Below are 25524 nucleotides of genomic sequence, written 5' to 3'. Positions count from 1 at the left end.
CGACTTAGACGCGCTCGCCCAATTCGACAGCGGAAATGACGTCGCCGACCAAGCCGGCTGCGAGAGTGTTTCCACCAGCGGGATCGATCAACAGGAAGCTGCCGGTGTGGCGGTTCACTGCGTAGTCGTCGGCCACGATCGGCTCGGCCACGCGGATCGAGATCTTGCCGATCTCGTTGAGCTCGAGAGTGTCCGGGCCCTGATCCGTGGTGAGATCCTGCTCGTTGAAGCGCTCCACCAAGCTGCCGACGATGGCCTGCGTCGTGCGCGTGCCGTGCTTGAGCAGCAGACGTGCGCCGGGGCGCAGCGACTTCTCGGCCAACCAGCAGACAGTGGCGTCGAATTCGCCGATCGGCTCGGGTGCGTCAGACGGCGAGGCGATGGTGTCGCCGCGAGAGACGTCGACGTCGTCGGCCAGGATCAGCGTGACGCTGCGTCCCGCGTGGGCGACGTCGAGTTCACCGTCGGCCGTGTCGATACGAGTGACGGTGGTGCGCGTACCCGAGGGCAGGATCACCACTTCGTCGCCGGGTACGACGGAACCGGCGGCAACCTGGCCGGCGTATCCGCGGTAGTCGAGGAACTCGGCGGTACGCGGACGGATCACGTACTGCACCGGGAAACGCAGGCCGACGCGATGCGGCTCGGCGTCGACCGGAATCGACTCGAGGTGCTCGATCAGCGTGGGGCCGGTGTAGTACGGGGTCTTGTCGGAGCGGATGGCGACGTTGTCACCGTGCAGTGCCGATACCGGGATCTCGACGACGTCTTCGCTTGCCCAGCCCAGTGAGCTGGTGAGTTCGTTGAACTCGGCGGAGATCGAGGTGAATACCTCTTCGGGGTTCTCGACGAGGTCGATCTTGTTCACGGCGAGAACGAGCTTCGGGACACCGAGCAACGCGAGAACCGCTGCGTGCCTACGAGTCTGCGCGATGACGCCCTTGCGAGCATCGACCAGCAGGATCACGAGCTGAGCCGTCGAGGCACCGGAGACCGTGTTGCGGGTGTACTGCACGTGGCCCGGTGTATCGGCAAGCACGAAGGTGCGTTTGGGGGTCGCGAAGTAGCGGTACGCCACATCGATGGTGATGCCCTGCTCACGCTCGGCGCGCAGTCCGTCCACCAGGAGCGACAGGTCAGGGGTGTCGAGACCGCGGTCCACCGACGCACGGGTCACGGCGTCGATCTGGTCGGCGAGAACGGATTTCGTGTCGTACAACAGGCGGCCCACGAGTGTGGACTTTCCGTCGTCGACGCTGCCGGCAGTTGCCAGTCTGAGCAGATCGCTCATCAGAAGTAGCCCTCTCGCTTGCGGTCTTCCATGGCCGCTTCGGAAACTCGGTCGTCGCCACGGGTCGCGCCGCGCTCGGTCAAACGTGATGCCGCAACTTCGGCGAGAATCGCTTCGTTGTCAGCCGCATCGGAGAGAACAGCACCGGTGGTCGAACCGTCGCCGACGGTGCGGTAACGCACCGAAAGGGTCTGCAGCTCTTCGCCGTCAGCCGGACCACCCCAGACTCCGGGGGTCATCCACATGCCGTCGCGCTGGTACACCGGACGCTGGTGGGCGTAGTAGATGCTGGCGAGTTCGACGTTGTCGCGGGCGATGTAACGCCAGATGTCCAGCTCGGTGAAGTTGCTGAGCGGGAAGACGCGCACCTGCTCGCCGGGGGAGTGGCGACCGTTGTAGAGGTTCCACAGTTCCGGGCGCTGCTTCTTGGGATCCCACTGGCCGAAAGCGTTGCGCAGCGAGAAGATCCGCTCCTTGGCGCGGGCGCGCTCCTCGTCGCGGCGAGCGCCACCGAAGACGGCGTCGAAGCGGTTCTCGGAGATCGCGTCCAGCAACGGAACGGTCTGCAGCGGGTTGCGGATACCGTCGGGGCGCTCGGTGAGGCGACCGTCCGCGATGTACTCCTCGACGCTGGCCACGTGCAGGCGCAGGTTGTACTTGGCCACGACGTGATCGCGGAAGTCGAGAACTTCCTGCAGGTTGTGGCCGGTATCGACGTGTAGCAGGGTGAACGGCAGCGGCGCAGGCCAGAAGGCCTTGATCGCCAGATGCAGCAGCACGGTGGAGTCCTTACCGCCCGAGAAGAGAATGACCGGGCGTTCGAACTCGCCGGCTACCTCTCGGAAGATGTGGATCGCTTCGGACTCGAGGGCGTCGAGAGTATCGAACTGTGTGCCGTCGAGCTGAGGACGTGAAAGTGTCAAGTCAACTGTCATGATGCGTGCAACCCGCATTCTGTCTTGGAGGCACCGGCCCAACGACCGCTACGCGGATCGCTGCCGGGGGCTGGCTTGCTGGTGCAGGGTGCGCAGCCGATGGACGGATAGCCCTCGTCGACAAGAGGATTGACGAGGATGGAATTGGTGTCGATGTAGTTCTGCATCTCCTCGTCCGACCACGGAGCGATCGGGTTGATCTTCACGAGGCCGAAGGCGTCGTCGAAGGAGATCAGGGGAGCGTTGGCGCGGGTGGGCGCTTCGACGCGGCGGATGCCGGTCACCCACGCGCTGTAGCCGGACAGTGTCTGCTTGAGGGGTGCGACCTTGCGCAATGCGCAGCAGCGGTTGGGATCACGGGCGAACAGATCCTTGCCCTCGGCGACATCCTGCTCGGCGACGCTTGCCAGCGCGCGTGCATTGATGACGTTGACGCCGTAGACCTGCTCGACCGCGTCACGTGTGCCGATGGTCTCGGGGAAGTGGTAGCCGGTGTCGAGGAAGAGTACGTCGACGCCCGGATGAACTTGTGCGGCAAGGTGAACCAGCACTCCATCCTGCATGTTCGACGCAACAATGTAACCGCTACGATCCCCCGTCGCTGCGCTCGCCCCGTCACCGAACGTGTCCTCGGTCCACTGCAACAGTTCCTGTGCGCTGGCTCCGTCGAGTTCTACGGCACCGCGCTCGGCGATGGACCGAAGCTCGTCGGCGGTTGCTCGCGAAATGTCCACTGTCATCGCAAATCTCCTTCGTCTGCGCGCACTGCCCATTCGGCGAACCGTTCACCTTCGTTGCGGTTCTTGACGAACTGACGTACGACGCGGTCGATGTAGTCACCCATCTCGACGCTGGTGACCTTGTGCTGGCGCAGCTTGCGTCCGAAGGCGCTGTCGAATCCGAGGCTGCCTCCCAGGTGAACCTGGAAACCCTCGACTTGATTCCCCTCACCGTCGTCGACGAGCTGGCCCTTGAAGCCGATGTCGGCGATCTGCGAGCGAGCGCAGGAGTTGGGGCAACCGTTGATGTTGATGGTGATCGGCACGTCGAGCTGGCTGTTGATGTCGGCGAGACGCTGTTCGAGTTCGGGCACGAGCACCTGCGAACGCTTGCGGGTCTCGGCGAACGAGAGCTTGCAGAACTCGATGCCGGAGCAGGCCATCAGGTTCTTGCGCCAGTGCGACGGACGGGCGGGAAGGCCCAGCGCGTCGAGATCGGCGATGAGCGGCTCGAGGGTCTCGTCGGCGACGTCGAGGATGATCAGCTTCTGGTACGGCGTGAAGCGGATCCGGTCGCTGCCGGCTTTCTCCGCGGCGTCGGCGACCTGAGCCAGGATGTCTCCCGAGACGCGGCCGGCGATCGGAGCGAAGCCGACTGCGTTGTGGCCGTTGCGGGTCCTCTGGATGCCGACGTGGTCGATCGGGCGCTTGGGCTTCTCCGGCGCGGGGCCGTCGATGAGCGGGCGCTCGAGGTACTCCGTCTCGAGAACCTCGCGGAACTTTTCGATGCCCCAGTCCTTGATGAGGAACTTGAGCCTTGCCTTCGCGCGCAGACGGCGGTAGCCGTAGTCACGGAAGATCGAGACGACACCCTCCCAGACATCGGGGACCTCGTCGAGCGGAATCCAGGCGCCGACGCGCTGCGCCAGCATCGGGTTGGTGGACAGTCCGCCGCCGACCCAGAGGTCGAGGCCCGGGCCGTGCTCGGGGTGGTTCACGCCGATGAAGGCGATGTCGTTGATCTCGTGAACGACGTCCTGCTGACCGGAGATGGCGGTCTTGAACTTGCGCGGCAGGTTGGAGTACTTGGGGTCGCCGATGTAGCGGCGCACGATCTCGTCGATCGCCGGGGTGGGATCGAGGACCTCGTCGAGCGATTCGCCGGCCAGGGGAGAACCGAGGACGACGCGGGGGCAGTCACCGCACGCTTCGGTGGTCTTGAGTCCGACGGCTTCGAGGCGCTTCCAGATCTCCGGAACGTTCTCGACCTCGATCCAGTGGAACTGGACGTTTTCGCGGTCGGACAGGTCGGCGGTGTTCCGGCCGAATTCCTTCGAGATGCCGGCGATGGTGCGCAGCTGCTCGACGTTGAGAGCGCCGGCGTCGCAACGCACGCGCATCATGAAGTATTTGGCCTCGAGCAGGTCGATGTTCTCGTCGCCGGTGAAGGTGCCGTCGTAGCCTTCTTCGCGCTGGGTGTAGAGACCCCACCAGCGGAAGCGGCCGCGAAGGTCGCCCTTGTCGATGCTGTCGAATCCCTGCTTGGAGTAGATGTTCTCGATGCGGGCCCGAACGTTGAGCGGGTTGTCGTCCTTCTTGGCCTGCTCGTTGGCGTTGAGCGGCTCGCGGTAACCGAGGGCCCACTGACCTTCGGCGCGACGCTTGGCGGGACGCGCAGCGCGTGCGGGCCGGGCTTCGGCAGGTGCTGCCGAATCGGCGGGTGTGGCGGCGTCGGTGGTCGACGTCATCGATGAACTCCTGGATCTGGGCGGTTGATCGGCACGCGGCACGCACTATCGACGAACTGTGGCGGTGTCTGATCGGGACGCACCGGTCCGTGTCGGAAATCGAGGGGGCTGTCCTCGGTCTCGGAAAGCTCGCGGCCGGCAGGTGTGCTCACGAAAACGAACAGCTGGAGAAGCTGTATCTCTGAAACGACGTGTCTCTGCAGAGAGTTGTTTCGGTGAAGCAGATGGAGATGAGCGGGAAAGGCTGGAAGATCAGTGAAAGATCAACAGCTACACAGGTGCAGACACGACGAGCTGCACACACGCTTGAAGTCGACATGGCGACGCGCCACAAGTCGCACTCCGAGTCCGGTCATGCGGACCATTGTGCCACGTCAACTCGATAATTCCGACTCGGGCGCATATTTCCACGAAAAACGGGGGAAATATCGAGTTCAGGCCACGCGCCGACCTGCATCGCAGGCTGAATAGGTGTGCGTTCCGGATGCTGGGACACTGGAGGCGTGAATGCCACCAGCACGACTACCGCTCGACAGAGCGAGGCGACGCCCTTCGCCTTGCCCGCGCGATCGCTCGAGGGTGTCGGGAAACGGCCGTTCGGGATCTACATCCACGTCCCGTTCTGTGCCACCAGGTGTGGGTACTGCGATTTCAACACCTACACGGCCGGTGAGCTCGGAACCTCGGCGTCGCCGCAGTCGTGGCTGGAGGGTTTGCGACGCGAACTCGATCTCGCGGCCGAGATGACGGGCGCCCCGGCGGCCGAGACGGTGTTCGTGGGCGGTGGAACGCCGTCGCTGCTCGGTGGCGACGGGCTGTCCGACGTGCTGTCGGCGGTTCGCAGCAGCTTCGGCTTGGCGTCCGGCGCCGAAGTGACCACGGAATCGAACCCCGAATCGACGTCGCCGGAATTCTTCGACGCTCTCCGCAGTGCGGGATTCACCCGCATTTCCCTCGGCATGCAGTCCGCGGCTCAGCACGTCCTGAAGATCCTCGACCGCACCCACACTCCCGGCCGCGCCGTCGCTGCCGCGAAAGAGGCTCGCGCAGCTGGTTTTTCGCACGTGAACTTGGATTTGATCTATGGAACGCCAGGGGAGCGAGACCAAGATCTGGACGCCTCACTCGATGCGGTTCTCTCCGCCGATGTCGACCACGTCTCGGCCTACGCGTTGATCGTCGAGGACGGCACCGCCATGGCTCGCAAGGTCAGGCGCGGCGAGCTGCCCGCGCCGGACGACGACGTGCTGGCCTCACGATACGAACGAATCGATTCACGCCTGTCCGAGGCCGGCTTGCACTGGTACGAGGTCTCCAACTGGGCAAAGGCGGAAACCGCGGACTCCGGTGACACCCGGTGCCGTCACAACCTCGGCTACTGGGACGGTGGTGACTGGTGGGGCGCCGGACCGGGCGCGCACAGTCACGTCGGCGGAGTGCGGTGGTGGAACGTCAAGCACCCGGCACGGTACGCGGAACAGTTGGCCCTCGGTGAACTTCCCGTCGGCGGCAGCGAAGAACTGACCGCCGAGGACGAACACATGGAGCGCGTCATGTTGACCGCGCGGTTGCGTACGGGACTTCCGTTGTCGGAACTGTCTGCATCCGAACGCCTTTCGGCCGACCAGGTGGTAGTCGACCGGTTGGCCGTGATCGAGAACGATCACGTGGTTCTCACCGACCGTGGCCGCCTGCTCGCTGATGCGGTGATTCGCACGATCCTGACCTGACGCGGCACCATCCTTTGCCGCGTAATGTGGCCGTGGTGGCCATCATTCATCGTGCGCAGCTGAATCCGTCCAAGAACGACCTGCTCCGAGCGTGGGTGCCCAAGCAGCCATGGATCGGGTCGGTCGACTGTTCGACGCTCGAACGCGTCGACGCCTATCGTTTCGACGACCCGGACGGTGAGGTCGGAGTCGAGACGCATCTGCTCCGCTCTGCCGACGGTCGAATTCTTCAGGTCCCGCTCACTTATCGTGGTGCTCCGCTGGACGGGGCGGAGACTGCGCTGATCGCAACCATGGATCATTCGGTACTGGGCGAGCGGTGGGTGTACGACGCTTGCTGCGATCCGGTCTACGTGAGCGCGGTGGCGACTGCGATTCTGACCGGTGGGGTCGGAGTCGATCTGGTTTTCGCGGACTCCGCCGATCGCATCCCGGTGACGGCTCACGTAGTAGGCAGCGGTACGGCCGGCGCTTCCGTACCGGAAGTCGAATCGGTGACCTGCTCGACAGTCGGCACCGACACGATCATCAGCGCGGGAGAACTGGAATTGACCGTGGTGAGAGTGATCGACGCAGATCGAGTGTCAGGCTCGGCGACGCTCACCGGAACCTGGCCGGGGCAGCCGAATCCCGCACTGCTCGCGTTCGTCGGTTGAGTCTCGGCGCCTGAGTCGCGTGAGCGTCAGCGGACGCCCTCGATGACACCGGGCATCGCGTCGAAGTCGAAGACACGCGCGTGCAGCACGACGCGGTTTCGCAGGGCCGAACGAACCGCTCGGTGCAGGCCGTCCTCGAGGTAAAGAGTGCCGCGCCACTGCACTGCGTGAGGGAACAGATCGCCGTAGAAGGTCGAGTCCTCCGACAGCAGGCGATCGAGTTCGAGGACCTTCGTGGTGGTCACGATCTCGTCGAGTCGAACCTGACGTGGAGGGAACTTCGACCAGTCGCGTAGAGACAGTCCGTGATCGGGATACGGTTTGCCGTCCATCACGCCTTTGAAGATCATGTGCCGCCTTGTCCATGGTTGTGCGATCGACCCTTCGCCGATCTCACTCCACAGTAAGGGCAACAGCCGTCTCTGGCGCTCGGGCGATTAGACTGCCAGTGGGAACCGATGTGTAAATGTCGGTGTTCGTTCTGTTCAGGAAACGGAGGTGGCAACGATGTCGAGTACCGACGACAGGCGTTTCGAGGTCTTACGTGCAATCGTGGCCGATTACGTCTCCACCCAGGACCCGGTGGGATCCAAGGCCCTGGTCGAGCGTCACAACCTCGGAGTGTCGAGCGCCACTGTGCGCAACGACATGGCATTCCTCGAGGCCGAGGGCTACATCGCCCAACCGCACACCAGTTCCGGCCGCGTCCCCACCGACAAGGGATACCGCGAATTCGTCGATCGCATCGCCGACGTCAAGCCCATGTCCGGACCCGAGCGACGAGCGATCCTCGAGTTCTTGGAGTCGGGTGTCGACCTCGACGACGTTCTGCGCCGCGGTGTGCGACTGCTCGCGCAACTGACCCGTCAGGTCGCGGTTGTCCAATATCCGTCGCTGTCCGCGTCGTCGGTTCGCCACCTCGAGGTGGTCGCATTGACGCCGGCGCGCCTGCTTCTCGTTCTCATCACCGATTCCGGGCGAGTCGATCAGCGAATCGTCGAGCTCGGGGACGTCCTCGAAGACGAAGACCTTTCCCGGTTGCGCGCGCTTCTCGGCGGGGCCTTGGAAGGCAAGCGCCTGGCCGCCGCGTCGATTGCCGTGGCGGAACTGGCCGACGAGTCTCCGGCCGACCTGCGCGACGCCGTGATCCGGTCGGCAACGGTTCTGGTCGAGACCCTGGTCGAACATCCGGAAGATCGCCTCGTTCTGGGCGGAACCTCCAACCTCACGCGCAACGCCGCCGATTTCTCCGGTCTGGCCGGCTTCCCCGGTTCGCTGCGCGCAGTGCTCGAAGCACTGGAAGAGCAGGTAGTGGTCCTCAAACTGCTCGCTGCGACGCAGAATTCCGGCACGGTCACCGTTCAGATCGGTGAAGAGACGCAGGTCGAACAGATGCGCGGAACCTCCGTGATTTCGACTGGCTACGGCGCGGCCGGTACCGTTTTCGGTGGTGTCGGTGTGCTCGGACCCACACGGATGGACTATCCGGGAACAATTGCATCGGTTGCCGCCGTTGCCAGATACATCGGCGAAGTTCTCTCCGAGCGATGACGGACGTCGACATTTGGTCGGCACACCTCCTCGCGAGGACTGAGGAAAACCTAGAAGTAAGAGAAGGACGAGAGACTCAACGTGGCACGGGATTACTACGGATTGCTCGGCGTCGGCAAGAACGCGACAGACCAGGAGCTCAAGCGCGCTTACCGCAAGCTGGCACGCGAACTGCACCCGGACGTCAACCCTGACGAGGCGGCGCAGGCCAAGTTCAAGGAGATCTCGACGGCCTACGAGGTCCTGACCGACCCGGAGAAGCGTCGCATCGTCGATCTCGGCGGAGACCCGCTCGAGTCCGGTGGCGGCGGAGGTGGTGGCTTCGGCGGCGGATTCGGTGGCGGTGGCCTCGGCGACGTCTTCGAAGCCTTCTTCGGCGGCGGTGGCGGCGCAGGTCGTGGGCCGCGCGGTCGCGTTCAGCCCGGAGCCGACTCGTTGCTTCGCACCAAACTGACCCTCGCAGAATGTGCGACGGGCGTCAGCAAGCACGTGACCGTCGAGACGGCCATTCTGTGCGACAGCTGCACCGGAGCCGGAACCAACGGCGACTCCAAGCCTGTCCGCTGTGAGACCTGCAACGGTGCCGGCGAAGTTCAGTCCATCCAGCGCTCGTTCCTCGGTCAGGTCATGACCTCGCGTCCCTGCCCGACGTGCCGCGGTGCCGGTGAGACCATCCCGGATCCCTGCCACAAGTGTGGCGGCGACGGCCGAGTTCGGGCCAAGCGCGACATCACGGTGAAGGTTCCGGCGGGCGTTGCCGGTGGCATGCGCATCCGTTTGACTGCGCAGGGTGAAGTCGGCCCAGGCGGCGGACACCCCGGCGACCTCTACGTCGAGATCGTCGAGCAGCAGCACGACGTCTTCGTTCGGGACGGTGAAGACCTGCACTGCACCATCCGTGTTCCCATGGTCGACGCAGCACTGGGTACCAGCGTCACCGTCGACACCATCATCGACGGCCCCAAGGAAATCACCATCGAGCCAGGCACCCAGCCCGGGCACGTTGCTGTTCTTCGCGGTCACGGTATGCCGAAACTGCGGTCGGGAGTGCGCGGCGACGTCCACGCTCACCTCGAGGTGGTCATCCCGAGCCGCCTCGATCACAAGCAGTCCAAGCTGCTCAAGGAATTCAAGCTGCTCCGCGATCGTGACGAGGCCGAGGTCGTTTCGACGACGTCGCAGAACAGCGGTGGTCTGTTCTCGCGTCTTCGCGAAGCATTCAGCGGCCGCTGACGGTGGCCGCAACGGTCTTCTTTCTCGACCCGGTTCCCGGCGTCGGTGAAATCGCAGTTCTGGACGGGCAGGAGGGCCGCCACGCGGCCACTGTCCGCCGGATCGGTGTCGGCGAGCGTTTGGTGTTGGCCGACGGCCGTGGCCGGGTAGCCGACGCCGAGGTGACGAGCGTCGGCAAGGATCGCCTCGAACTGTTGGTCAGCGACGTTCAGGTTCTCGAGCAGCCCAAGCCGTTGGTGACCCTGATTCAGGCACTGCCCAAGGCCGAGCGCTCCGAGTTGGCCGTCGAACTGGCCACCGAGGCTGGTATCGACGCCGTGATTCCGTGGCAGTCCCTGCGTTGTGTCGCCAAATGGGAAGGCCCGAAGCTCGCCAAGGGCGTCGCACGCTGGCGAAGTGCCGCAGTGTCTGCGGCGAAGCAGTCCAGACGCGCGTTCGTCCCGGAGATTTCGGATCTGCACAAGACGGCGGCGGTGATCGCGTTGGTTCGCGACGCCGTTGCCCGCGGCGCTGTGGTTGCGGTGCTTCACGAATCGGCGACGACGCCGTTGGCCGGCTTGCCGTTGGCGAGCGCGGACGAGGTATTTCTCGTTGTCGGTCCCGAAGGTGGGCTCGACGATTCGGAGATCAGTGCGTTGTCGGAGGCCGGGGCCACTCCGGTGCTTCTCGGGCCGACGGTCCTGCGCACGTCGACTGCCGGAGCCGTCGCTCTGGGCGCCATCGGAGTGCTGACCGATCGCTGGGGACCACAGCCACTGCACTGATCTTGTTGTGACTGCACTGACGTTGGTGTGATCCCGAGCTGAATCGGATCCGGCGCTCAGCGAAGTGTCAGATTTGCGCACTATCGTAAGGACGTCGGGGGTCGCCTTCGGCGCGAGTTGGTTCGGGGATTTCAGGAGGCCAGATGTTGTCACGTGCGCATATGCGAATTGCCGGAGCGGTGTGTGCCGCGGCGGCGATGATGCTGGTTGCGGGGTGCACGGTCTCCACCGGAGACAACCCGGGCTCTTCCGGTAATGCCGTCACCACCACACCGACCAGCGAGGCGCTCGTCACCGTCACTCCCGCCGACGGCGGAACCCCCGTGAGCCCCCTCGATCCCATCGAGGTCCAGGTCGCGAAGGGAACACTGACGACCGTCGCGCTGACCAATCCCGAAGGTAAGGAAGTCGCCGGTATCACGACGCCTGACAAGACGTCCTGGAAGCCGAACGAACCACTCGGATACGGCAAGACCTACAAGCTTGTCGTCGATGCCGTCGACGCGAATGGTGTTGCCACGACCAAGAACACGACGCTGACCACCGTCGCGCCGAGTAATCAGACTCGCGCGTACATCAACACCACCGGTGGCGCCTCGATTTCGGACGGTGGCACGTACGGCGTCGGCACGGTCGTCGCCGTTCATTTCGACGAGTTGATCGGTGACAAAGCCGCGGCCGAGAAGTCTCTGGTGGTCACCACCAATCCGCCCGTACAAGGATCGTGGTACTGGGTCGACGGTCAGAACGTTCACTGGCGCCCGCAGAATTACTACGCACCAGGCACGACGGTCTCGGTGAACGCGAACATCTACGGCAAGCAACTCGGCAACGGACTGTACGGCCAACAGGACGACACCGTGTCCTTCAAGATCGGCGACTCCCACGTCTCGGTCGCCGACGACAACACCAAGATGGTGACCGTCTACGAAAACGGTCAGGTGATCAAGGAAATGCCGACCTCGATGGGTATGGGCGGCACCGAAACGATCGGCGGCACGACGCTCTCGTTCTGGACCCAGCCCGGCACGTACACCGTGATGGACAAGGCCAATCCCGTCATCATGGATTCGTCGACCTACGGTCTGCCGATCAACTCGCGCCTGGGCTACAAGGAATCCATCAACTGGGCCACCCGCATCAGCACGGACGGTATCTATCTTCACGAGTTGGAGAGCACCGTCTGGGCGCAGGGAAACACCGACACCTCGCACGGTTGCCTCAATCTCAGTGCGGCCAATGCCAAATGGTTCTTCGATTTCTCGCAGCCAGGAGATGTCGTCGAGATCAAGAACACCGGCGGGGCTCCGCTGGAGGTGTGGCAGAACGGCGACTGGACCCTCTCGTGGGCAGACTGGGCCGCAGGCAGCGCCCTCGCCTGAGATAGATTTCCTCGGTGCCTCGATTCAAGATTCCGTACGGCCGACACGAGCAACAGTTCGGGCATCTCTACGTTCCCGACGAGGCGGTTGACGGCCCGATCCCGATCGTCATGCAGATCCACGGCGGCTTCTGGAGCGGGCAGTACGGATTGAATCTGGGCACCGCATTTGCCGTCGAACTCGCGCGGCACGGCGTCGCAGTGTGGAACATCGAATACCGCCGCCTCGGGGCGGGCGGTGGTTGGCCGGAAATGTCCGCCGACGTGAAAACGGCGTACGACGAAATCCCCGGACTGGTTGCCGCGAAGTCCTCGGCCGAATTCGATCTGAATCAGATTCGCCTGCTCGGGCATTCGGCCGGCGGACATCTTGCAGTGTGGCTGGCGGGAGAGAAGGACACGTTCACCCGGCCTGAACGGGTAATCGCGCAGGCTGCCGCACTCGATCTGGCGTCGGCAGGCGAGCGTGGACGACGGATCAGCTTCATCGAGGATCTGTTCGGCGTTCCGTTCGAAGCGGACCCGGATCTGTATCGCAATGCGTCGCCACAGCATCGACTGCCGATCGGCGTTCCCGTTGTGTGCGTCACGGGTGCGGAGGATCTGCAGGTGCCGGCCAAGGTGAGCTCCCGGTATGCGAAGGCTGCCGAAGCGGCTGGTGATCCCGTGGCACTGCGTGTGACCGAGGGCGAAGGGCACGACGCATTTCTCTCACCCTCGACCGAGTCCTGGCGGGTCTCCCGCGAGTTGGTTCTCGCCGAAGACCCGCTGGCTCCGAGCACGTCAGACTGACACGGGGCCTTCTTGCACAGGGGCCTTCTTGCCCGGCAGGATGAACGCCACGACAACTGCCCCCACGAACAGTGCAAGGCCGCCCGCCCAGCTGGCCGCCGAAATCGCGTCGGCGTAGGCACTGCCGGCGGCGTCGAGCAACGGCGCTGCCTGAGCTGCAGCCAAGGGGTTGCCTGCCATCTCTTCGGCGACCAACGAAGCGCCGCCGACGGATTCTCCCGACACCTCCATCGCGTACGCGGCCTGTTGCGCCAGCTCACCCGTCAACTGTGGAACCTGCATACCGCTGATGAATCCTGCGATCGAATCCTTGTAGCTCGCAGCGAGGATCGAGCCCAGGATCGCGATTCCCAGAGAGCCGCCGAGTTCGATGGCGGTGTCGTTGAGGCCACCAGCAGCGCCGAGATCGTCCTCGGAGAAGTTGTCCATGATGGCGTCGGTGGCCGGCGGTTCACTCAAGCCGATGCCCAGGCCGAGCAGGATCAGTGGGACAGCGAACATCCAGTAGCCCGAATCGCCGTCTACCTGCGTGAGAATCAGAACACCGACCGCGGCGACGACCATGCCGCCGACGATGGATGCCCGGACGCCGATCAGCGGAGTGATCCGGCCACTGACCACGGCGCCGATCGAAACGGCAATTGCCAAGGGCAGCAGACGAACACCGGTTTCGAGTGCGCCGTAGCCGAGGATGAACTGGAACTGCTGTGAGATGAAGTAGATGGCACCGAAGGCGGCCAGGAAGAGCAGAAGTACGGCGAGTGTCGCGCCGCCGACCATGCGCTGGCCGAGTTTGCGGACGTCGAGCAGTGGCTGCGGGTGACGCAGTTCCCAGACGACGAACGAGACGAGGCCGATCGCAGCGAGCATGGCGGCGCCGATGGGTCCGCCGGTCCACCCGAAGTGGAATCCGTTGATGATCGAGTACACGAGCGAGCCGATGGTGACCACCGAGAGTGCTCCGCCGATCCAGTCGATCCGGCCCAGGTGCTCGGCCTTGCTCGGAGGCACCAGGATTACGGCGGCGACGGCAGCGACTGCGGCGATCGGGACGTTGATCAGGAAAGTGATGCTCCAGGAATGGCTGTCGAGAATCCATCCGGCCAACAGCGGGCCGAGGGCAATCGCCAGACCCGACGTCGCCGCCCACGCCGCGATGGCGCGTGATCGCTCCGCCTTGGGAAAGGTCGCGACCAGAAGCGAAAGCGTCGCGGGCATGATGATCGCGGCGCCGACGCCCATGATCATTCGTGCCGCGATGACGGCGTTGGTGGTGTCCGCGATACTGCCGAAGACGGCGCCGCCGGCGAACACGGCGAGTCCGGCCAGAAGCGCTCCGCGGCGACTGTACTTGTCACCGATCACGCCGAACAGCAACATCAGCGCGGCGTAGGGGACTGTGTAGCCGTCGATGACCCATTGCAGTTGAGTGCTGGTGAGCCCGAGGTCTCTGGTCATGTCCGGCGCCGCGACGATCAGCGCGGTATTCGCCATCACGACGATCAGCAAACTCAGGCATAACACCCCGAGCGCGGCCCACCGCCGTGAGTACGGCTGGTCCATCTCCGAGACAGGTTTGCTCATGAGTGTCGTCATGACGCGACTCCGTTCCTGATGATCGAAGAGACTCCTCGATCTATTTGCACACTGATGTGTAAGTTAATAACTTGCACACCGATGTGCAACTATGATTGACCTAGATCACAGTTGGGCAGTCGAAAGAGGTGGAACGCGCGTTGACGCATTCGGGCACAGTCGTTTCGGGAACTGCCGAATCGGGCGGAAGGCAGCGTCGTAGTCAGGCCGCGGCGAATCGCAACCGCATCATCGAGGCGGCGATCACGGCGTTCGCTGCTGATCCGGATGCGAGCATGGACGACGTCGCAAAGGCTGCCGGTGTGGTCAGACGAACCGTGTACGCGCATTTCGACAGCCGTGAGGCGCTGATCAACGGCATCGTGGACGAGGCGTCGACCGATCTCGTTGCTGCGCTGAGCCAAGCCGGTGAGCCGCCCGAGCGCCCCGATCTGGCGACTGCCGTACTGGCATTGCTGTCATGGCCGGTCGGTGATCGATTCCGGATGTTGCTCAGTTTTGCTCGCAAAGAGTTGGGGGAGCAGCGGATTCTCGATTTGATGGAGCCCGCGCGCGCCGTGAGTGTCAGCGTCGTCGAGCGAGGTCAGCGTGACGGCACCTTCTCGACATACCTGCCGGCTGAGACTCTGGTAGCGATGACCGAGGCGATCACGATCACTTTGTTCGATCAGGCCAACAGTGGGCTCATCACCGACTCTGGCGAATCCTTTGCCGCCGTATGCCTGGTCATCGCGGGTATCAGTCCGGACAGAAGCGCCGAGATCGTCGCCGAAGCGTCGGAATGGATCCGAGAATCGCTGCCGTCCGGTCGCCGCGAGGATTAGGCCGGGACGATTAACAAGTGGGCCGTGTCCGACTCTGGCGCTAGACTTCGAAGTATCGAGGCTCACGAGTCGAGTGGGCTGATCGGACCAGAAAGCAGGCCATATTCACCACGTGAGTGAACACAGTGAACTCGACGGGAACCGTGTAACCACCATCACCGATCGCGCTCTGCCCGCAGAGCGCACCGTCCGTTCGAGTATGGATCTGGCGCCGGAGACCGTGCGCCAAATCCTGGGGGCGACGGACGAGAATCTCACCGCGATCGAACGTGAGCTTCGTGCCGACATTCACGTACGTGGCGGAACTGTCTCCTTGTCGGGGACGGCTGCAGACGTTGCGCTGGCAGAACGTGTGTTCAGTGAATTGGCGTCGCTGGCCGGTCGGGGGCAACCCATCGCACCGGATGCTGTTCGACGAACCATCGGCATGCTCACCAACGAGGTCGGCGAGTCTCCGGCCGAGGTGCTCTCCCTCGACATTCTTTCGCGTCGGGGCAAGACGATTCGGCCCAAGACCCTCAACCAGAAACGCTACGTCGACGCCATCGACGAGAACACCATCGTGTTCGGAGTCGGCCCGGCCGGTACCGGCAAGACCTACCTCGCCATGGCCAAGGCCGTTCAGGCGTTGCAGGCCAAGCAGGTCTCTCGGATCATCTTGACCAGGCCGGCAGTCGAGGCCGGCGAGCGACTGGGCTTTCTGCCCGGCACGCTGCACGAGAAGATCGATCCGTACCTGCGCCCGCTGCACGACGCGTTGCACGACATGATGGATCCAGAGGCGATTCCGAAGTTGATGCAGGCCGGAGTCATCGAGGTCGCTCCGCTCGCCTACATGCGTGGCCGGACGCTCAACGACGCCTTCATCATCTTGGACGAAGCGCAGAACACCACGGCCGAGCAGATGAAGATGTTCCTGACCCGTCTCGGGTTCGGTTCCAAGATCGTGGTCACCGGAGACGTGACCCAGGTCGATCTACCTGGTGGGGCCCGTTCGGGTCTGCGTGCGGCATCCGAAATCCTCACCGGGATCGACGATATTCATTTCGCCACCCTCGACAGCAGTGACGTCGTACGTCATCGGCTGGTCTCTCACATCGTCGACGCTTACGAGCGTCACGAATCGGATCGGTCCGGAGAGTTGGCGGTCGGAAACCGGGCGCAGCGCCGCGCTGCACATGCTCATTCACCGCGACGGTAGGCTGATCGACGCATCAACCCCTACTTTTCCCAGGAAAGAGCGTCGCACATGAGCATCGAGGTCTCGAACGAATCGGGCATGGACATCTCCGAACCGGAGTTGATCAGCGTTGCCCGTTTCGTGATCGCTCGGATGGATGTCCATCCGGCGGCCGAGCTGTCGATGGTTCTCGTCGACTCCGCGACGATGGCGGATCTGCACGTTCGCTGGATGGACCTGCCGGGCCCGACCGACGTCATGTCGTTCCCGATGGACGAACTCGAGCCGGGTGGCCGTCCTGATTCCCCGGAGCCTGGACCGTCGATGCTCGGTGACATCGTGTTGTGTCCGTCTTTTGCCGCGGATCAGGCTGACAAAGCCGGGCATTCACTGGCCCACGAACTTGCCCTCCTGACCGTCCACGGTGTGCTGCACCTCCTCGGCTACGACCACGCGGAGCCGGAAGAGGAGAAGGAGATGTTCGGCTTGCAGAACAGCCTCCTCGAAGAGTGGTACGAAGACCTTCGCCGTATCGACCGCGAAGCAGCACTGGCCGAACGCGATCAGAAGCTGCTCGGCAAGACCGGTTTCGTCGACGGAGTGGACCGATAACAGGCATCCGGGGGTTCTGTAGTGAGTAGCGCCATAGCGCTCTTTGTTCTGGCGATTGCTCTTGTCCCGGTCGGTGGTGTCTTCGCGGCCGTCGACTCGGCGCTCAACACCATTTCGTCGGCGCGCATCGACGAGATGGCAAAGGAAGAGCGAGCCGGCGCCGCGCGCGTGCAGCGCATTCTGACCGATCGTCCGCGATACGTGAATCTGATGGTCCTGCTTCGCATTTTGTGCGAGATCACGGCCACCGTCGTACTCGTGGGCGGTCTGATCGACATCCTCTCGTTGGGCTGGGCGCTGACCGTCACCGCGGTGATCATGGTTCTCGTCTCGTACGTGGTCATCGGTGTCGGACCGAGAACGCTTGGGCGCCAACATGCGTACTCCATCGCGATGGCCGCGTCGTTGCCACTGCTGTGGATCGGTGTTCTGCTCGGGCCGATCAGTCGCGTCCTGATCCTCGTGGGTAACGCCTTGACCCCGGGTAAGGGCTTCCGCAACGGTCCGTTCGCTTCGGAAATCGAGTTGCGTGAACTCGTGGACATGGCGCAGGAACGCGGTGTCGTCGCCGACGAAGAACGCCGAATGATCCAGTCCGTCTTCGAACTCGGAGATACGTCGGCACGCGAGGTGATGGTGCCTCGCACCGACATGGTGTGGATCGAAAATGACAAGAATGCCGGACAGGCGACGTCGTTGGCCGTGCGCAGTGGTCACTCGCGCTTGCCGGTCATCGGGGAGAACGTCGACGACGTGCTCGGTGTCGTCTACCTCAAGGATCTGGTCAAGCAGACCTACCACCTGCCCGACGGCGGCCGGAACGTCAACGTCTGCGACGTCATGCGGCCGGCGGTCTTCGTTCCCGACTCGAAGCCACTCGACAGCTTGCTGGCCGAGATGCAGCGCGACCGCAATCACATGGCGATCCTCGTCGACGAGTACGGCGGAATCGCCGGGCTGGTCACGATCGAGGACGTCATCGAAGAGATCGTCGGTGAGATCGCCGACGAGTACGACGAGGACGAGACGCCGCCCATCGAGGATCTCGGCGACGGAATGTTCCGCGTATCCGCGAGACTTCCCATCGAAGACCTCGGCGAATTGTTCGATCTCGAACTCGAACTCGACGAGGTGGAGACCGTCGGCGGGCTGATCGGATACGTACTCGGCCGAGTTCCGCTTCCTGGTTCCGAGGTGGAATACGACGGTTTGATCCTGCGCGGTGAGGGAACCAACACGGGCCGAGGTCGGGTACGCATCAGCACGGTGTTCGTGCAGCGTATCCCGCCGTCCGAAGACGAAGAGACAGAAGACACCGATGACTGAGCGAGTGTTCAGCGAGGAGCAGTTATGAGCAAGAACGAATTCCGGTCAGGCTTCGTGTGTTTCGTGGGTCGACCCAATACGGGTAAGTCCACGCTGACCAATGCGTTGGTCGGCAGCAAGATCGCGATCACGTCCTCGCGCCCGCAGACGACGCGCCATACGATTCGTGGCATCGTTCACCGCGAGCATGCGCAGCTGATCCTGGTGGACACCCCTGGACTGCACAAGCCGCGCACATTGCTCGGGCAGCGCCTCAACGACCTGGTTCGCGACACGTACTCCGAGGTCGACGTCATCTGCCTGTGCATCCCGGCCGACGAGGCCATCGGGCCCGGAGACCGCTGGATCGTGCAGCAGATCCGTCAGATGGCGCCCAAGACCAAGCTGGTCGGCATCGTCACCAAGATCGACAAGGTCAGCCGCGACGCCGTCGGAAAGCAGTTGCTTGCGCTGTCCACCTTGCTCGGTCCCGAATCCGAGGTCGTTCCGGTGTCCGCGAAGTCGGGCGAACAGGTCGAGATCCTGGTCGACGTCCTCGCCGGTCTGATGGACGAGGGCCCGGCCTTCTACCCGGACGGTGAATTGACGGACGAGCCCGAAGAGGTGCTCATGGCCGAGCTCATCCGTGAGGCTGCGCTCGAGGGTCTCGGTGAGGAATTGCCGCACTCCCTGGCCGTGGTGATCGAGGAGGTCATCCCGCGCGAAGGACGCACCGAGAAGCAGGGCGAGATGCTGGACGTCCACGCGTTGCTCTACGTCGAGCGGCCCAGCCAGAAGGGCATCGTCATCGGTAAGGGCGGAGCGCGTCTGCGGGAAGTCGGTACCAGTGCGCGCCTGCAGATCGAGAAGCTGCTCGGTGTGCGGATCTTCCTGGAGTTGCACGTCAAGGTTGCCAAGGACTGGCAGCGCGACCCGAAGCAGCTTGGCCGGTTGGGCTTCTAGGGCCTCCGGCCCCGTGAGCGGTTAAGGAGTCCAGGGACTGCCTAACCACTCACAGGGGCCGTAGGACCCTGAGGATCGCCGCGCCGATGTCCTGCTCGTCGACGCCGGTGGCCAGGCGTCGGAGTTGGAGTCCAGTGATGACGGCAACGAGCGTCGATGCAATCGATTCGGGATCCGGTACGCCGAGTGCCGTCAGAATCGTGACGGTCAAATCGTCGTAGGCGGCAAAGCATTCGACCGCAACTTCGTGGAGTTCGTGGTCGCGGCCGGCGGCGATGTACATCTCGAACGGCGCGATCCGCTCGGCCGAGAACGAAAGATCTCGCGTCACCTTCTCAGCTATTGCCGCGGCATCCTCGACGCTGAGACCTTTGTCGCGGTACTCCTCGGCCAAGGCGCGCAGGCGCGTCGTCTCGTCTGTCACGAAACGAGACAGAGCAGCGCGGAGCATGTCCGACTGGCTCGCGAAGTGATACGTGATCGATCCGAGTGAGACGCCGGCCTGCGCGGCGATGCGCCGGTTGCTCACACCCGGGATGCCGTCGGTACCGACGACGTGCAGAACGGCATCGAGTATTCGCTCGCGAACGTCCCGGTTACTCATCGGGTCACCACCACGGCTCGGGGCGGATCTGATCCCAACGCAGGACCGATTCCAATTGTGAAGCGAGGGAGACCAACAGAGGTTCGGTGTTCTCGTTGCCCATCAACTGCGCACCGATGGGCAGGCCGGCCTTGCTGAATCCGGCCGGCACGTTGACCGAGGGCCAGCCGAGGACGTTCCACGGCCACGCGTACGGGCAGGCGCCGGTCATGACCTTGTCGGTGTCCCAGCCACCGATGCCGTCGATCGCGGTCGCCATGATCGGTGGAGTTGCCGTCGTGGGTGCCAGGACGACGTCGTAGGTGTCGAAGATCGCTCCGATCCGCTTTCGCATCCGCGGTTCGGCCGCGCGGGCCGCGCGCAGTGGTGCACCACGAAGTAGCTTGCCGTTCTGTGCATTTCCGCGTGTTCGGGCATCGACCAGTGTCGGGTCGGGAACGCGTCCGAGCCAGTCGTGGACCCCGACGAGTGAGCGGGGCAGAAAGTTCAGGCCGAAGATCAGGCCGTATGCGGGATCGTCGACGACGACGTGGTGTCCGAGTTCCCGCAGCGTGTCGGCGATCGAATGCACGGCCAGGCGCACTTCCGGGTCCAGCTTCACAGGAGTGGCGGTGAACGGATTACGAAGGGAAAGAGCGATTTTCAGCTTTCCGGGGTCGCGTCCCACCGCGTCGCTGACGGTGACCGGTGTCGGCTTGTGGAGATCGCCGTCGTGGTTGCCGGCAGCGACGTCGAGCAGCAGTGCCGCGTCGGCGACGGTGCGAGCGAGCGGGCCGTTGACCGTCAGGCCGTAGAAGGCTTCGGCGTCGGGCCAGGTGGAGATGCGCCCGCGCTGCGGCTTGATTCCGACGAGGTTGGTCCAGGCCGCGGGGATTCGGATGGAACCGGCTCCGTCGGAACCGATTCCGGCGCTGACCAATCCGGCAGCGACGGCCGCCGCGGTGCCGCCCGACGATCCGCCTGGAGTGTGGTGACGCGACCACGGATTGCGCGTGTAACCGAAGGCTGAACCGCTCGTGAGCGGCCACTGGCCCAGTTCCGGGCTGTTGGTCTTGCCCACGATCACTGCGCCGGCGTCGCGGAGGCGTCGAACCATCTCCGAGTCCTCGGTCTTGGCCGGGAAATCGCCAGGGCAACCGAAGGCGGTGGGTTCGCCGGTGATGTCGACGTCGTCCTTCACTGCGATCGGCACGCCGAGAAGAGGTAGGCGCTCGCCGAGTGCGAGACGCCTGTCGGCCTCGGCTGCTTCTTCGAGTGCCTTCTCGCGCCGCACGATCTTGAACGCATTGAGGTGAGGCTGAGTGGCCTCGATCCGGCTCAGCGTTGCCTCCGTGGCCGCGACGGACGAGGTAGCACCCGAAGCCAGACTCGCAACCTGGTCGACAAGGCCGGGGGCGAGATCGTGGTCGGTTCGAGAAGTCATCCGGTTCCCTTCGCAAAACTGTTCGTTCGAACGAACAGTAACTTGTTTCAGTATTAGCGAACTTGGGTTCCGCGTCAAGATCGCGTCAAGACGCCAGGTCAGTGCGTAAGTGGATCGTCAGAGACACGGAATCGGCCTCTCTGGAGGTCGAAGCTGAGAGAGCGCATCCGGTCGAGGGCGACCGAGCGTCATGGCTGCGATGCACAGCAGCACGGCAAAAGATTTCGAAGAGGGAAGCTCATGGCCGATCTGGCCTACGTTGCTCTGATTCTCGGTGGTTTTCTCGTGTGCGCGCTGGTGCTGCGCGCCCTACAGGCGAGCGCTCCCAAATGACGGTTGCCGGTGTGGTCAGCGTGGTTCTGATCGCCGTCGCCGCGGCATTGGTCATTTATCTGCTCGTTGCACTCGTAGATCCTGAGAGGTTCTGATGTCGCCCGCTCTTGCAGCCGGCCTGCAGATCGCTTTTGTCCTCGCCGTTCTGGCAATTGCCTACGTTCCGGTGGGCGACTACATGGCACGCGTTTACTCGTCGACGCGGGATCTGCGGGTCGAGAGTGTGATCTACCGCGTCGGCCGGATCGACTCGCGGGCCGAGCAGACGTGGTACGGCTACGCCGCAAGCGTTCTCGGATTCTCGTTGGCGAGCGCATTGTTCTTGTACTTTCTCCAACGGATTCAGGGTGTACTACCGCTGAGTGACGGACTGTCCGGCGTCAGCCCTGCCGTTGCCTTCAACACCGCGATTTCCTTTGTGGCGAACACGAACTGGCAGTCGTACACGCCGGAAACGACGATGAGCAACTTCGTGCAGCCCGTCGGCCTGGCGGTGCAGAACTTCGTCTCTGCCGCAGTCGGGATGGCGGTGGCCATCGCATTGGTTCGTGGCTTCATTCGGGTTGCCCGGGGCGGCGAGATCGGCAACTTCTGGGTCGATCTGACGCGTGGTTCTCTGCGCATCCTCCTCCCGTTCTCCTTCGTGATCGCCCTGATCCTGTTGAGCCAGGGAGTGATTCAGTCGTTCCACAACGGTTTCGCCTCCACCGGCCTCGACGGCAATGCGGTGACCAATGCACTAGCTCCCGTCGCGTCCCAGGAAGCGATCAAGGAACTCGGCACGAACGGCGGCGGGATCTTGGCTGCCAACTCGGCGCACCCGTTCGAGAACCCCACCCCGCTGAGCAATATCGTCGAGATTCTGGCGATCCTGTTGATTCCGGTCTGCCTCACACGAACATTCGGAACTCTCGTCGGTGATCGTAGGCAAGGCCTCACCCTGCTCGCAGTGATGGGAATCCTGTGGAGCGGACTGCTCGCGGTGACGCTCGCTGCCGAATCCGGCGCACGCGGTGTTGCCGCCACAGCAGCTGGTTCGATGATGGAGGGCAAGGAAGTTCGCTTCGGAATCCCCGGATCGGCATTGTTCGCGGTGGCGACCACGGGAACGTCGACGGGTGCGGTGAACTCGGCCCACGACAGCATGTCGCCCCTCGGCGGCGGCGCGGTCCTGCTCAACATGTTGCTCGGCGAAATCGCGCCGGGCGGAGTCGGAACCGGCCTCTACGGGATTCTCGTGCTGGCGCTGATCGCAGTGTTCGTCGGCGGACTGTTGGTCGGTCGCACGCCCGAATACCTCGGCAAGAAGTTGGGTCGACGCGAGATAACCCTTGCGGCGCTGTCGATCCTGGTCATGCCCGCACTGGTCCTGATCGGTACCGCCATCACCGTGATCCTTGGTTCGACCACCGGTTATCAAGGCAACGGGGGAGATCCGGGCACGCCGGGATCGATCCACGGGTTCAGCGAGGTGCTCTACGCTTTCGCTTCCGCCTCGAACAACAACGGCAGCGCGTTCGGCGGTCTGACCGTCACCAGCGACTGGTTCCAGTCGTCTCTCGGAATCTGCATGCTTCTGGGCCGATTCCTGCCCATCATCTTCGTTCTCGCTCTGGCCGGTGCGCTGGCCTCTCAGAAGAAGGTGGCGCCGACGGCCGGCACCCTCCCCACATCCGGTCCGATGTTCACCGGCCTGTTGACCGGAACCGTCGTTCTTGTTGCTGCACTTACATTCTTCCCGGCCCTCGCGCTGGGCCCGCTAGCGGAGGCTCTTCAATGACCGTGCGTATCAGTGAGAAACCCGTGGTAGCGCAAGACGCTGCCGACAAGGTTGATCCAGGGCAGTCCCGTCAAGTACACGCAGGCGTATTCAACCCGCGGCAGATGATCACCGCGTTGCCGGGGGCCGTACGCAAACTCGATCCACGCCACTTGGCGCGTAACCCGGTCATGTTCGTGGTGTTCGTCGGTTCCGTCATCACCACCGTCATGGCGATCGCCGATCCCTCGGTGTTCTCATGGGTGATCACCCTGTGGCTCTGGTTCACGGTGATCTTCGCGAACCTCGCCGAATCCGTGGCCGAAGGGCGAGGCAAGGCTCAGGCGGCCAGCCTGCGCAAGGTCAAGCAGGACACCACAGCACATCGGATCACGATGAGCGGCGCGATCGAATCGGTTTCCGGCACCGAACTGGTGGTCGGCGACCGGGTGATCGTGGTTGCCGGCGAGGTCATCCCCGGCGACGGCGACGTGGTCGAAGGTATTGCCTCCGTGGACGAATCGGCGATCACCGGTGAATCCGCCCCGGTAGTCCGTGAATCCGGTGGCGACCGCTGCGCCGTCACCGGTGGTACGACGGTTCTCTCCGACCGGATCGTCGTGGAAATCACCGCAGCACCGGGCAGTTCGTTCGTGGACCGGATGATCGCGCTCGTCGAAGGCGCCTCGCGTCAGAAGACACCCAACGAGATTGCGCTCAACATCCTGCTCGCGTCGTTGACGGTCATCTTCCTCCTCGCCGTCGTAGCCATCGGCCCGATGGGCTTGTACGCGGGGCACGAGCAGGATCCGATCAAGCTGATCGCACTCCTCGTCTGCCTGATCCCGACGACCATCGGAGCGCTGCTCTCGGCAATCGGTATCGCGGGCATGGACCGCCTCGTCCAGCGCAACGTTCTCGCGATGTCGGGGCGTGCCGTGGAAGCTGCGGGCGACATCGACACCCTGTTGATGGACAAGACCGGAACCATCACCTTCGGCAACCGCCGGGCGACCGCGCTCCACCCGGCACCCGGCGTATCCGCCGACGATCTTGCTGCGGCAGCGCGCTTGTCGAGCCTGGCTGACGGAACTCCCGAGGGACGGAGCATCGTCGAGTTGTGCGCAGCAGAGTTCTCTCTCGCGGCCGAACCGACGCTCGACGAGGAACGCGCCGAGTTCGTTCCCTTCACGGCACAAACGCGGATGAGCGGACTCGACCACTCCGGACGCCAAATCCGAAAGGGTGCAGCAGATGCGGTGATGAACTGGGTCGTCAGTGGCGGTGGACATGCAGAGACCGCGGTGACCGATACCGTGAACGACATCGCCCAAGCCGGCGGAACACCACTGGTAGTTGCCGTCAAGCACGGTGAGAGCACCTCGATCCTCGGCGTGATCGCGTTGTCCGACGTCGTCAAGCCGGGAATGGCTGACAGGTTCGCCGAACTCCGGGCGATGGGTATTCGCACGATCATGATCACCGGCGACAATCCGTTGACCGCGAAGGCGATTGCCGATGAGGCGGGCGTCGACGACTTCATGGCGGAGGCCACCCCGGAAGACAAACTGGCCCTGATCCGGAAGGAGCAGGAAGGCGGACGTCTCGTCGCGATGACCGGTGACGGGACCAATGATGCGCCCGCCCTTGCCCAGGCGGATGTCGGGGTCGCGATGAACACGGGAACCTCGGCAGCCAAAGAGGCCGGGAACATGGTCGATCTCGATTCCGATCCCACCAAGCTGATCGAGGTAGTGGAAATCGGCAAGCAATTGCTGATCACCCGCGGCGCCTTGACCACATTCTCGTTGGCGAACGACTTGGCGAAGTACTTCGCAATCCTGCCGGCATTGTTCAGCGGCATCTACCCGCAGCTGGACGCGTTGAACATCATGCGGCTCGCCACCCCCGAATCGGCGATCGTCTCGGCCGTGATCTTCAACGCCTTGGTGATCATCGGGTTGATTCCGTTGGCGCTCAAGGGTGTTCGATACCGCCCGTCGACAGCATCGCAGTTGCTCGGACGTAACCTGCTCGTCTACGGTCTCGGCGGTGTGATCACACCGTTCGTCGGTATCTGGTTGATCGATCTCGTCGTGCGTTTGATTCCTGGAATTGGGTGACC

Annotated in this window: 23 protein-coding genes; 15 read left to right on the top strand and 8 right to left on the bottom strand. The window is 63.6% G+C overall.

Annotation, left to right across the window (positions count from 1 at the left end):
• Positions 1-4: 4 nt before the first annotated feature.
• Genes GJB56_RS10935 through GJB56_RS10920 form a run of 4 tightly spaced genes read right to left on the bottom strand, consistent with a single transcriptional unit; the run spans position 5 to position 4693 of the window.
• A complete protein-coding gene (locus tag GJB56_RS10935; RefSeq protein ID WP_020969973.1) occupies positions 5-1291 on the bottom strand; it encodes a sulfate adenylyltransferase subunit 1 in 1287 nt (428 codons plus the stop codon).
• The gene (cysD, locus tag GJB56_RS10930) at positions 1291-2226 is read right to left on the bottom strand and encodes a sulfate adenylyltransferase subunit CysD (protein ID WP_020908199.1); all 936 of its coding nucleotides are present in this window, start codon (positions 2224-2226) and stop codon (positions 1291-1293) included. Before cysD ends, GJB56_RS10935 begins: the two co-directional genes overlap by 1 nt.
• The gene (locus tag GJB56_RS10925; protein WP_042952234.1) at positions 2223-2966 is read right to left on the bottom strand and encodes a phosphoadenylyl-sulfate reductase; all 744 of its coding nucleotides are present in this window, start codon (positions 2964-2966) and stop codon (positions 2223-2225) included. Before GJB56_RS10925 ends, cysD begins: the two co-directional genes overlap by 4 nt.
• Positions 2963-4693 carry a nitrite/sulfite reductase gene (locus tag GJB56_RS10920; RefSeq protein WP_113683719.1) on the bottom strand — a complete coding sequence of 577 codons (1731 nt, stop codon included), beginning with the start codon at positions 4691-4693 and terminating at the stop codon, positions 2963-2965. Before GJB56_RS10920 ends, GJB56_RS10925 begins: the two co-directional genes overlap by 4 nt.
• 503 nt (positions 4694-5196) lie before the next feature.
• On the opposite strand from GJB56_RS10920, the gene hemW reads away from it, so the two are divergent.
• Together hemW and GJB56_RS10905 are read left to right on the top strand one after the other, a co-directional pair.
• The gene (gene hemW / locus GJB56_RS10910; protein WP_113683718.1) at positions 5197-6423 is read left to right on the top strand and encodes a radical SAM family heme chaperone HemW; all 1227 of its coding nucleotides are present in this window, start codon (positions 5197-5199) and stop codon (positions 6421-6423) included.
• 35 nt (positions 6424-6458) lie between these two features.
• Entirely contained in the window at positions 6459-7079 is a 621-nt protein-coding gene (locus GJB56_RS10905) for a CG0192-related protein (RefSeq protein ID WP_113683760.1), read from the top strand.
• A gap of 26 nt (positions 7080-7105) precedes the next feature.
• Here the strand turns inward: GJB56_RS10905 and GJB56_RS10900 are convergent, their stop codons facing one another.
• On the bottom strand, positions 7106-7429 hold the full coding sequence (locus GJB56_RS10900; protein WP_003944521.1) for a type II toxin-antitoxin system VapB family antitoxin: 324 nt from the start codon (positions 7427-7429) through the stop codon (positions 7106-7108).
• A gap of 157 nt (positions 7430-7586) precedes the next feature.
• On the opposite strand from GJB56_RS10900, the gene hrcA reads away from it, so the two are divergent.
• The 5 genes from hrcA (at position 7587) to GJB56_RS10875 (ending at position 12800) form a co-directional block, all read left to right on the top strand.
• The gene (gene hrcA / locus GJB56_RS10895; RefSeq protein WP_019749027.1) at positions 7587-8630 is read left to right on the top strand and encodes a heat-inducible transcriptional repressor HrcA; all 1044 of its coding nucleotides are present in this window, start codon (positions 7587-7589) and stop codon (positions 8628-8630) included.
• Between the two features lie 81 nt (positions 8631-8711).
• Positions 8712-9863 (top strand): molecular chaperone DnaJ, encoded by a 1152-nt coding sequence (gene dnaJ / locus GJB56_RS10890; protein ID WP_019749026.1) that lies wholly within the window; start codon positions 8712-8714, stop codon positions 9861-9863.
• A gap of 2 nt (positions 9864-9865) precedes the next feature.
• Positions 9866-10627, top strand: a complete 762-nt coding sequence (locus GJB56_RS10885) for a 16S rRNA (uracil(1498)-N(3))-methyltransferase (RefSeq protein ID WP_113683717.1) — start codon at positions 9866-9868, stop codon at positions 10625-10627.
• 143 nt (positions 10628-10770) lie between these two features.
• Positions 10771-12009 carry a L,D-transpeptidase gene (locus GJB56_RS10880; RefSeq protein WP_113683716.1) on the top strand — a complete coding sequence of 413 codons (1239 nt, stop codon included), beginning with the start codon at positions 10771-10773 and terminating at the stop codon, positions 12007-12009.
• 14 nt (positions 12010-12023) lie between these two features.
• Positions 12024-12800 carry an alpha/beta hydrolase family protein gene (locus GJB56_RS10875; protein ID WP_113683715.1) on the top strand — a complete coding sequence of 259 codons (777 nt, stop codon included), beginning with the start codon at positions 12024-12026 and terminating at the stop codon, positions 12798-12800.
• Here GJB56_RS10875 and GJB56_RS10870 read toward each other — a convergent pair.
• Positions 12792-14396, bottom strand: coding sequence for an MFS transporter (locus tag GJB56_RS10870; protein WP_029255647.1), 1605 nt, complete (start codon positions 14394-14396; stop codon positions 12792-12794). The two genes, GJB56_RS10875 and GJB56_RS10870, sit on opposite strands and share 9 nt — an antisense overlap.
• A 128-nt stretch (positions 14397-14524) precedes the next feature.
• Here GJB56_RS10870 and GJB56_RS10865 point away from each other — a divergent pair, with 128 nt between their 5' ends.
• The 5 genes from GJB56_RS10865 (at position 14525) to era (ending at position 19280) form a co-directional block, all read left to right on the top strand.
• Positions 14525-15220: a TetR/AcrR family transcriptional regulator gene (locus GJB56_RS10865; protein ID WP_113683714.1), complete on the top strand. Its 696-nt coding sequence runs from the start codon at positions 14525-14527 to the stop codon at positions 15218-15220.
• Positions 15221-15332: 112 nt separating this feature from the next.
• Entirely contained in the window at positions 15333-16421 is a 1089-nt protein-coding gene (locus GJB56_RS10860; RefSeq protein WP_019749020.1) for a PhoH family protein, read from the top strand.
• Positions 16422-16469: 48 nt separating this feature from the next.
• Positions 16470-17012 (top strand): rRNA maturation RNase YbeY, encoded by a 543-nt coding sequence (gene ybeY / locus GJB56_RS10855; protein WP_003944525.1) that lies wholly within the window; start codon positions 16470-16472, stop codon positions 17010-17012.
• 21 nt (positions 17013-17033) lie between these two features.
• Entirely contained in the window at positions 17034-18338 is a 1305-nt protein-coding gene (locus tag GJB56_RS10850) for a hemolysin family protein (protein WP_113683713.1), read from the top strand.
• Between the two features lie 24 nt (positions 18339-18362).
• Positions 18363-19280, top strand: coding sequence for a GTPase Era (era, locus tag GJB56_RS10845; protein ID WP_019749018.1), 918 nt, complete (start codon positions 18363-18365; stop codon positions 19278-19280).
• A 49-nt stretch (positions 19281-19329) separates the two neighbouring features.
• Here era and GJB56_RS10840 read toward each other — a convergent pair whose 3' ends face one another.
• Positions 19330-19884 carry a TetR/AcrR family transcriptional regulator gene (locus tag GJB56_RS10840; protein WP_019749017.1) on the bottom strand — a complete coding sequence of 185 codons (555 nt, stop codon included), beginning with the start codon at positions 19882-19884 and terminating at the stop codon, positions 19330-19332.
• Positions 19885-19888: 4 nt separating this feature from the next.
• Positions 19889-21307, bottom strand: a complete 1419-nt coding sequence (locus tag GJB56_RS10835; RefSeq protein WP_042450174.1) for an amidase — start codon at positions 21305-21307, stop codon at positions 19889-19891.
• A 329-nt stretch (positions 21308-21636) separates the two neighbouring features.
• Between GJB56_RS10835 and kdpF the strand changes: the two genes are divergently transcribed.
• Genes kdpF through kdpB form a run of 3 tightly spaced genes read left to right on the top strand, consistent with a single transcriptional unit; the run spans position 21637 to position 25522 of the window.
• A complete protein-coding gene (gene kdpF / locus GJB56_RS10830) occupies positions 21637-21735 on the top strand; it encodes a K(+)-transporting ATPase subunit F (RefSeq protein ID WP_007731078.1) in 99 nt (32 codons plus the stop codon).
• Positions 21735-23420, top strand: coding sequence for a potassium-transporting ATPase subunit KdpA (gene kdpA / locus GJB56_RS10825; protein ID WP_113683712.1), 1686 nt, complete (start codon positions 21735-21737; stop codon positions 23418-23420). The genes kdpF and kdpA overlap by 1 nt, the downstream gene beginning before the upstream one ends.
• The gene (gene kdpB / locus GJB56_RS10820; RefSeq protein ID WP_020969963.1) at positions 23417-25522 is read left to right on the top strand and encodes a potassium-transporting ATPase subunit KdpB; all 2106 of its coding nucleotides are present in this window, start codon (positions 23417-23419) and stop codon (positions 25520-25522) included. Before kdpA ends, kdpB begins: the two co-directional genes overlap by 4 nt.
• Positions 25523-25524: the final 2 nt, after the last annotated feature.

It is taken from the genome of Rhodococcus sp. AQ5-07, assembly GCF_009707305.1.
GTDB lineage: Bacteria > Actinomycetota > Actinomycetes > Mycobacteriales > Mycobacteriaceae > Rhodococcus_F > Rhodococcus_F erythropolis.
This window is presented reverse-complemented; position numbering and strand designations above follow the sequence as displayed.

Bases quoted from the DNA above. Each gene is read 5' to 3' on its own strand.
- GJB56_RS10935 (WP_020969973.1), bottom strand. From the start codon at position 1,291: ATGAGCGATCTGCTCAGACTGGCAACTGCCGGCAGCGTCGACGACGGA.
- cysD (WP_020908199.1), bottom strand. From the start codon at position 2,226: ATGACAGTTGACTTGACACTTTCACGTCCTCAGCTCGACGGCACACAG.
- GJB56_RS10925 (WP_042952234.1), bottom strand. From the start codon at position 2,966: ATGACAGTGGACATTTCGCGAGCAACCGCCGACGAGCTTCGGTCCATC.
- GJB56_RS10920 (WP_113683719.1), bottom strand. From the start codon at position 4,693: ATGACGTCGACCACCGACGCCGCCACACCCGCCGATTCGGCAGCACCT.
- GJB56_RS10900 (WP_003944521.1), bottom strand. From the start codon at position 7,429: ATGATCTTCAAAGGCGTGATGGACGGCAAACCGTATCCCGATCACGGA.
- hrcA (WP_019749027.1), top strand. From the start codon at position 7,587: ATGTCGAGTACCGACGACAGGCGTTTCGAGGTCTTACGTGCAATCGTG.
- GJB56_RS10880 (WP_113683716.1), top strand. From the start codon at position 10,771: ATGTTGTCACGTGCGCATATGCGAATTGCCGGAGCGGTGTGTGCCGCG.
- GJB56_RS10870 (WP_029255647.1), bottom strand. From the start codon at position 14,396: ATGACGACACTCATGAGCAAACCTGTCTCGGAGATGGACCAGCCGTAC.
- ybeY (WP_003944525.1), top strand. From the start codon at position 16,470: ATGAGCATCGAGGTCTCGAACGAATCGGGCATGGACATCTCCGAACCG.
- era (WP_019749018.1), top strand. From the start codon at position 18,363: ATGAGCAAGAACGAATTCCGGTCAGGCTTCGTGTGTTTCGTGGGTCGA.
- GJB56_RS10840 (WP_019749017.1), bottom strand. From the start codon at position 19,884: ATGAGTAACCGGGACGTTCGCGAGCGAATACTCGATGCCGTTCTGCAC.
- GJB56_RS10835 (WP_042450174.1), bottom strand. From the start codon at position 21,307: ATGACTTCTCGAACCGACCACGATCTCGCCCCCGGCCTTGTCGACCAG.
- kdpF (WP_007731078.1), top strand. From the start codon at position 21,637: ATGACGGTTGCCGGTGTGGTCAGCGTGGTTCTGATCGCCGTCGCCGCG.
- kdpA (WP_113683712.1), top strand. From the start codon at position 21,735: ATGTCGCCCGCTCTTGCAGCCGGCCTGCAGATCGCTTTTGTCCTCGCC.
- kdpB (WP_020969963.1), top strand. From the start codon at position 23,417: ATGACCGTGCGTATCAGTGAGAAACCCGTGGTAGCGCAAGACGCTGCC.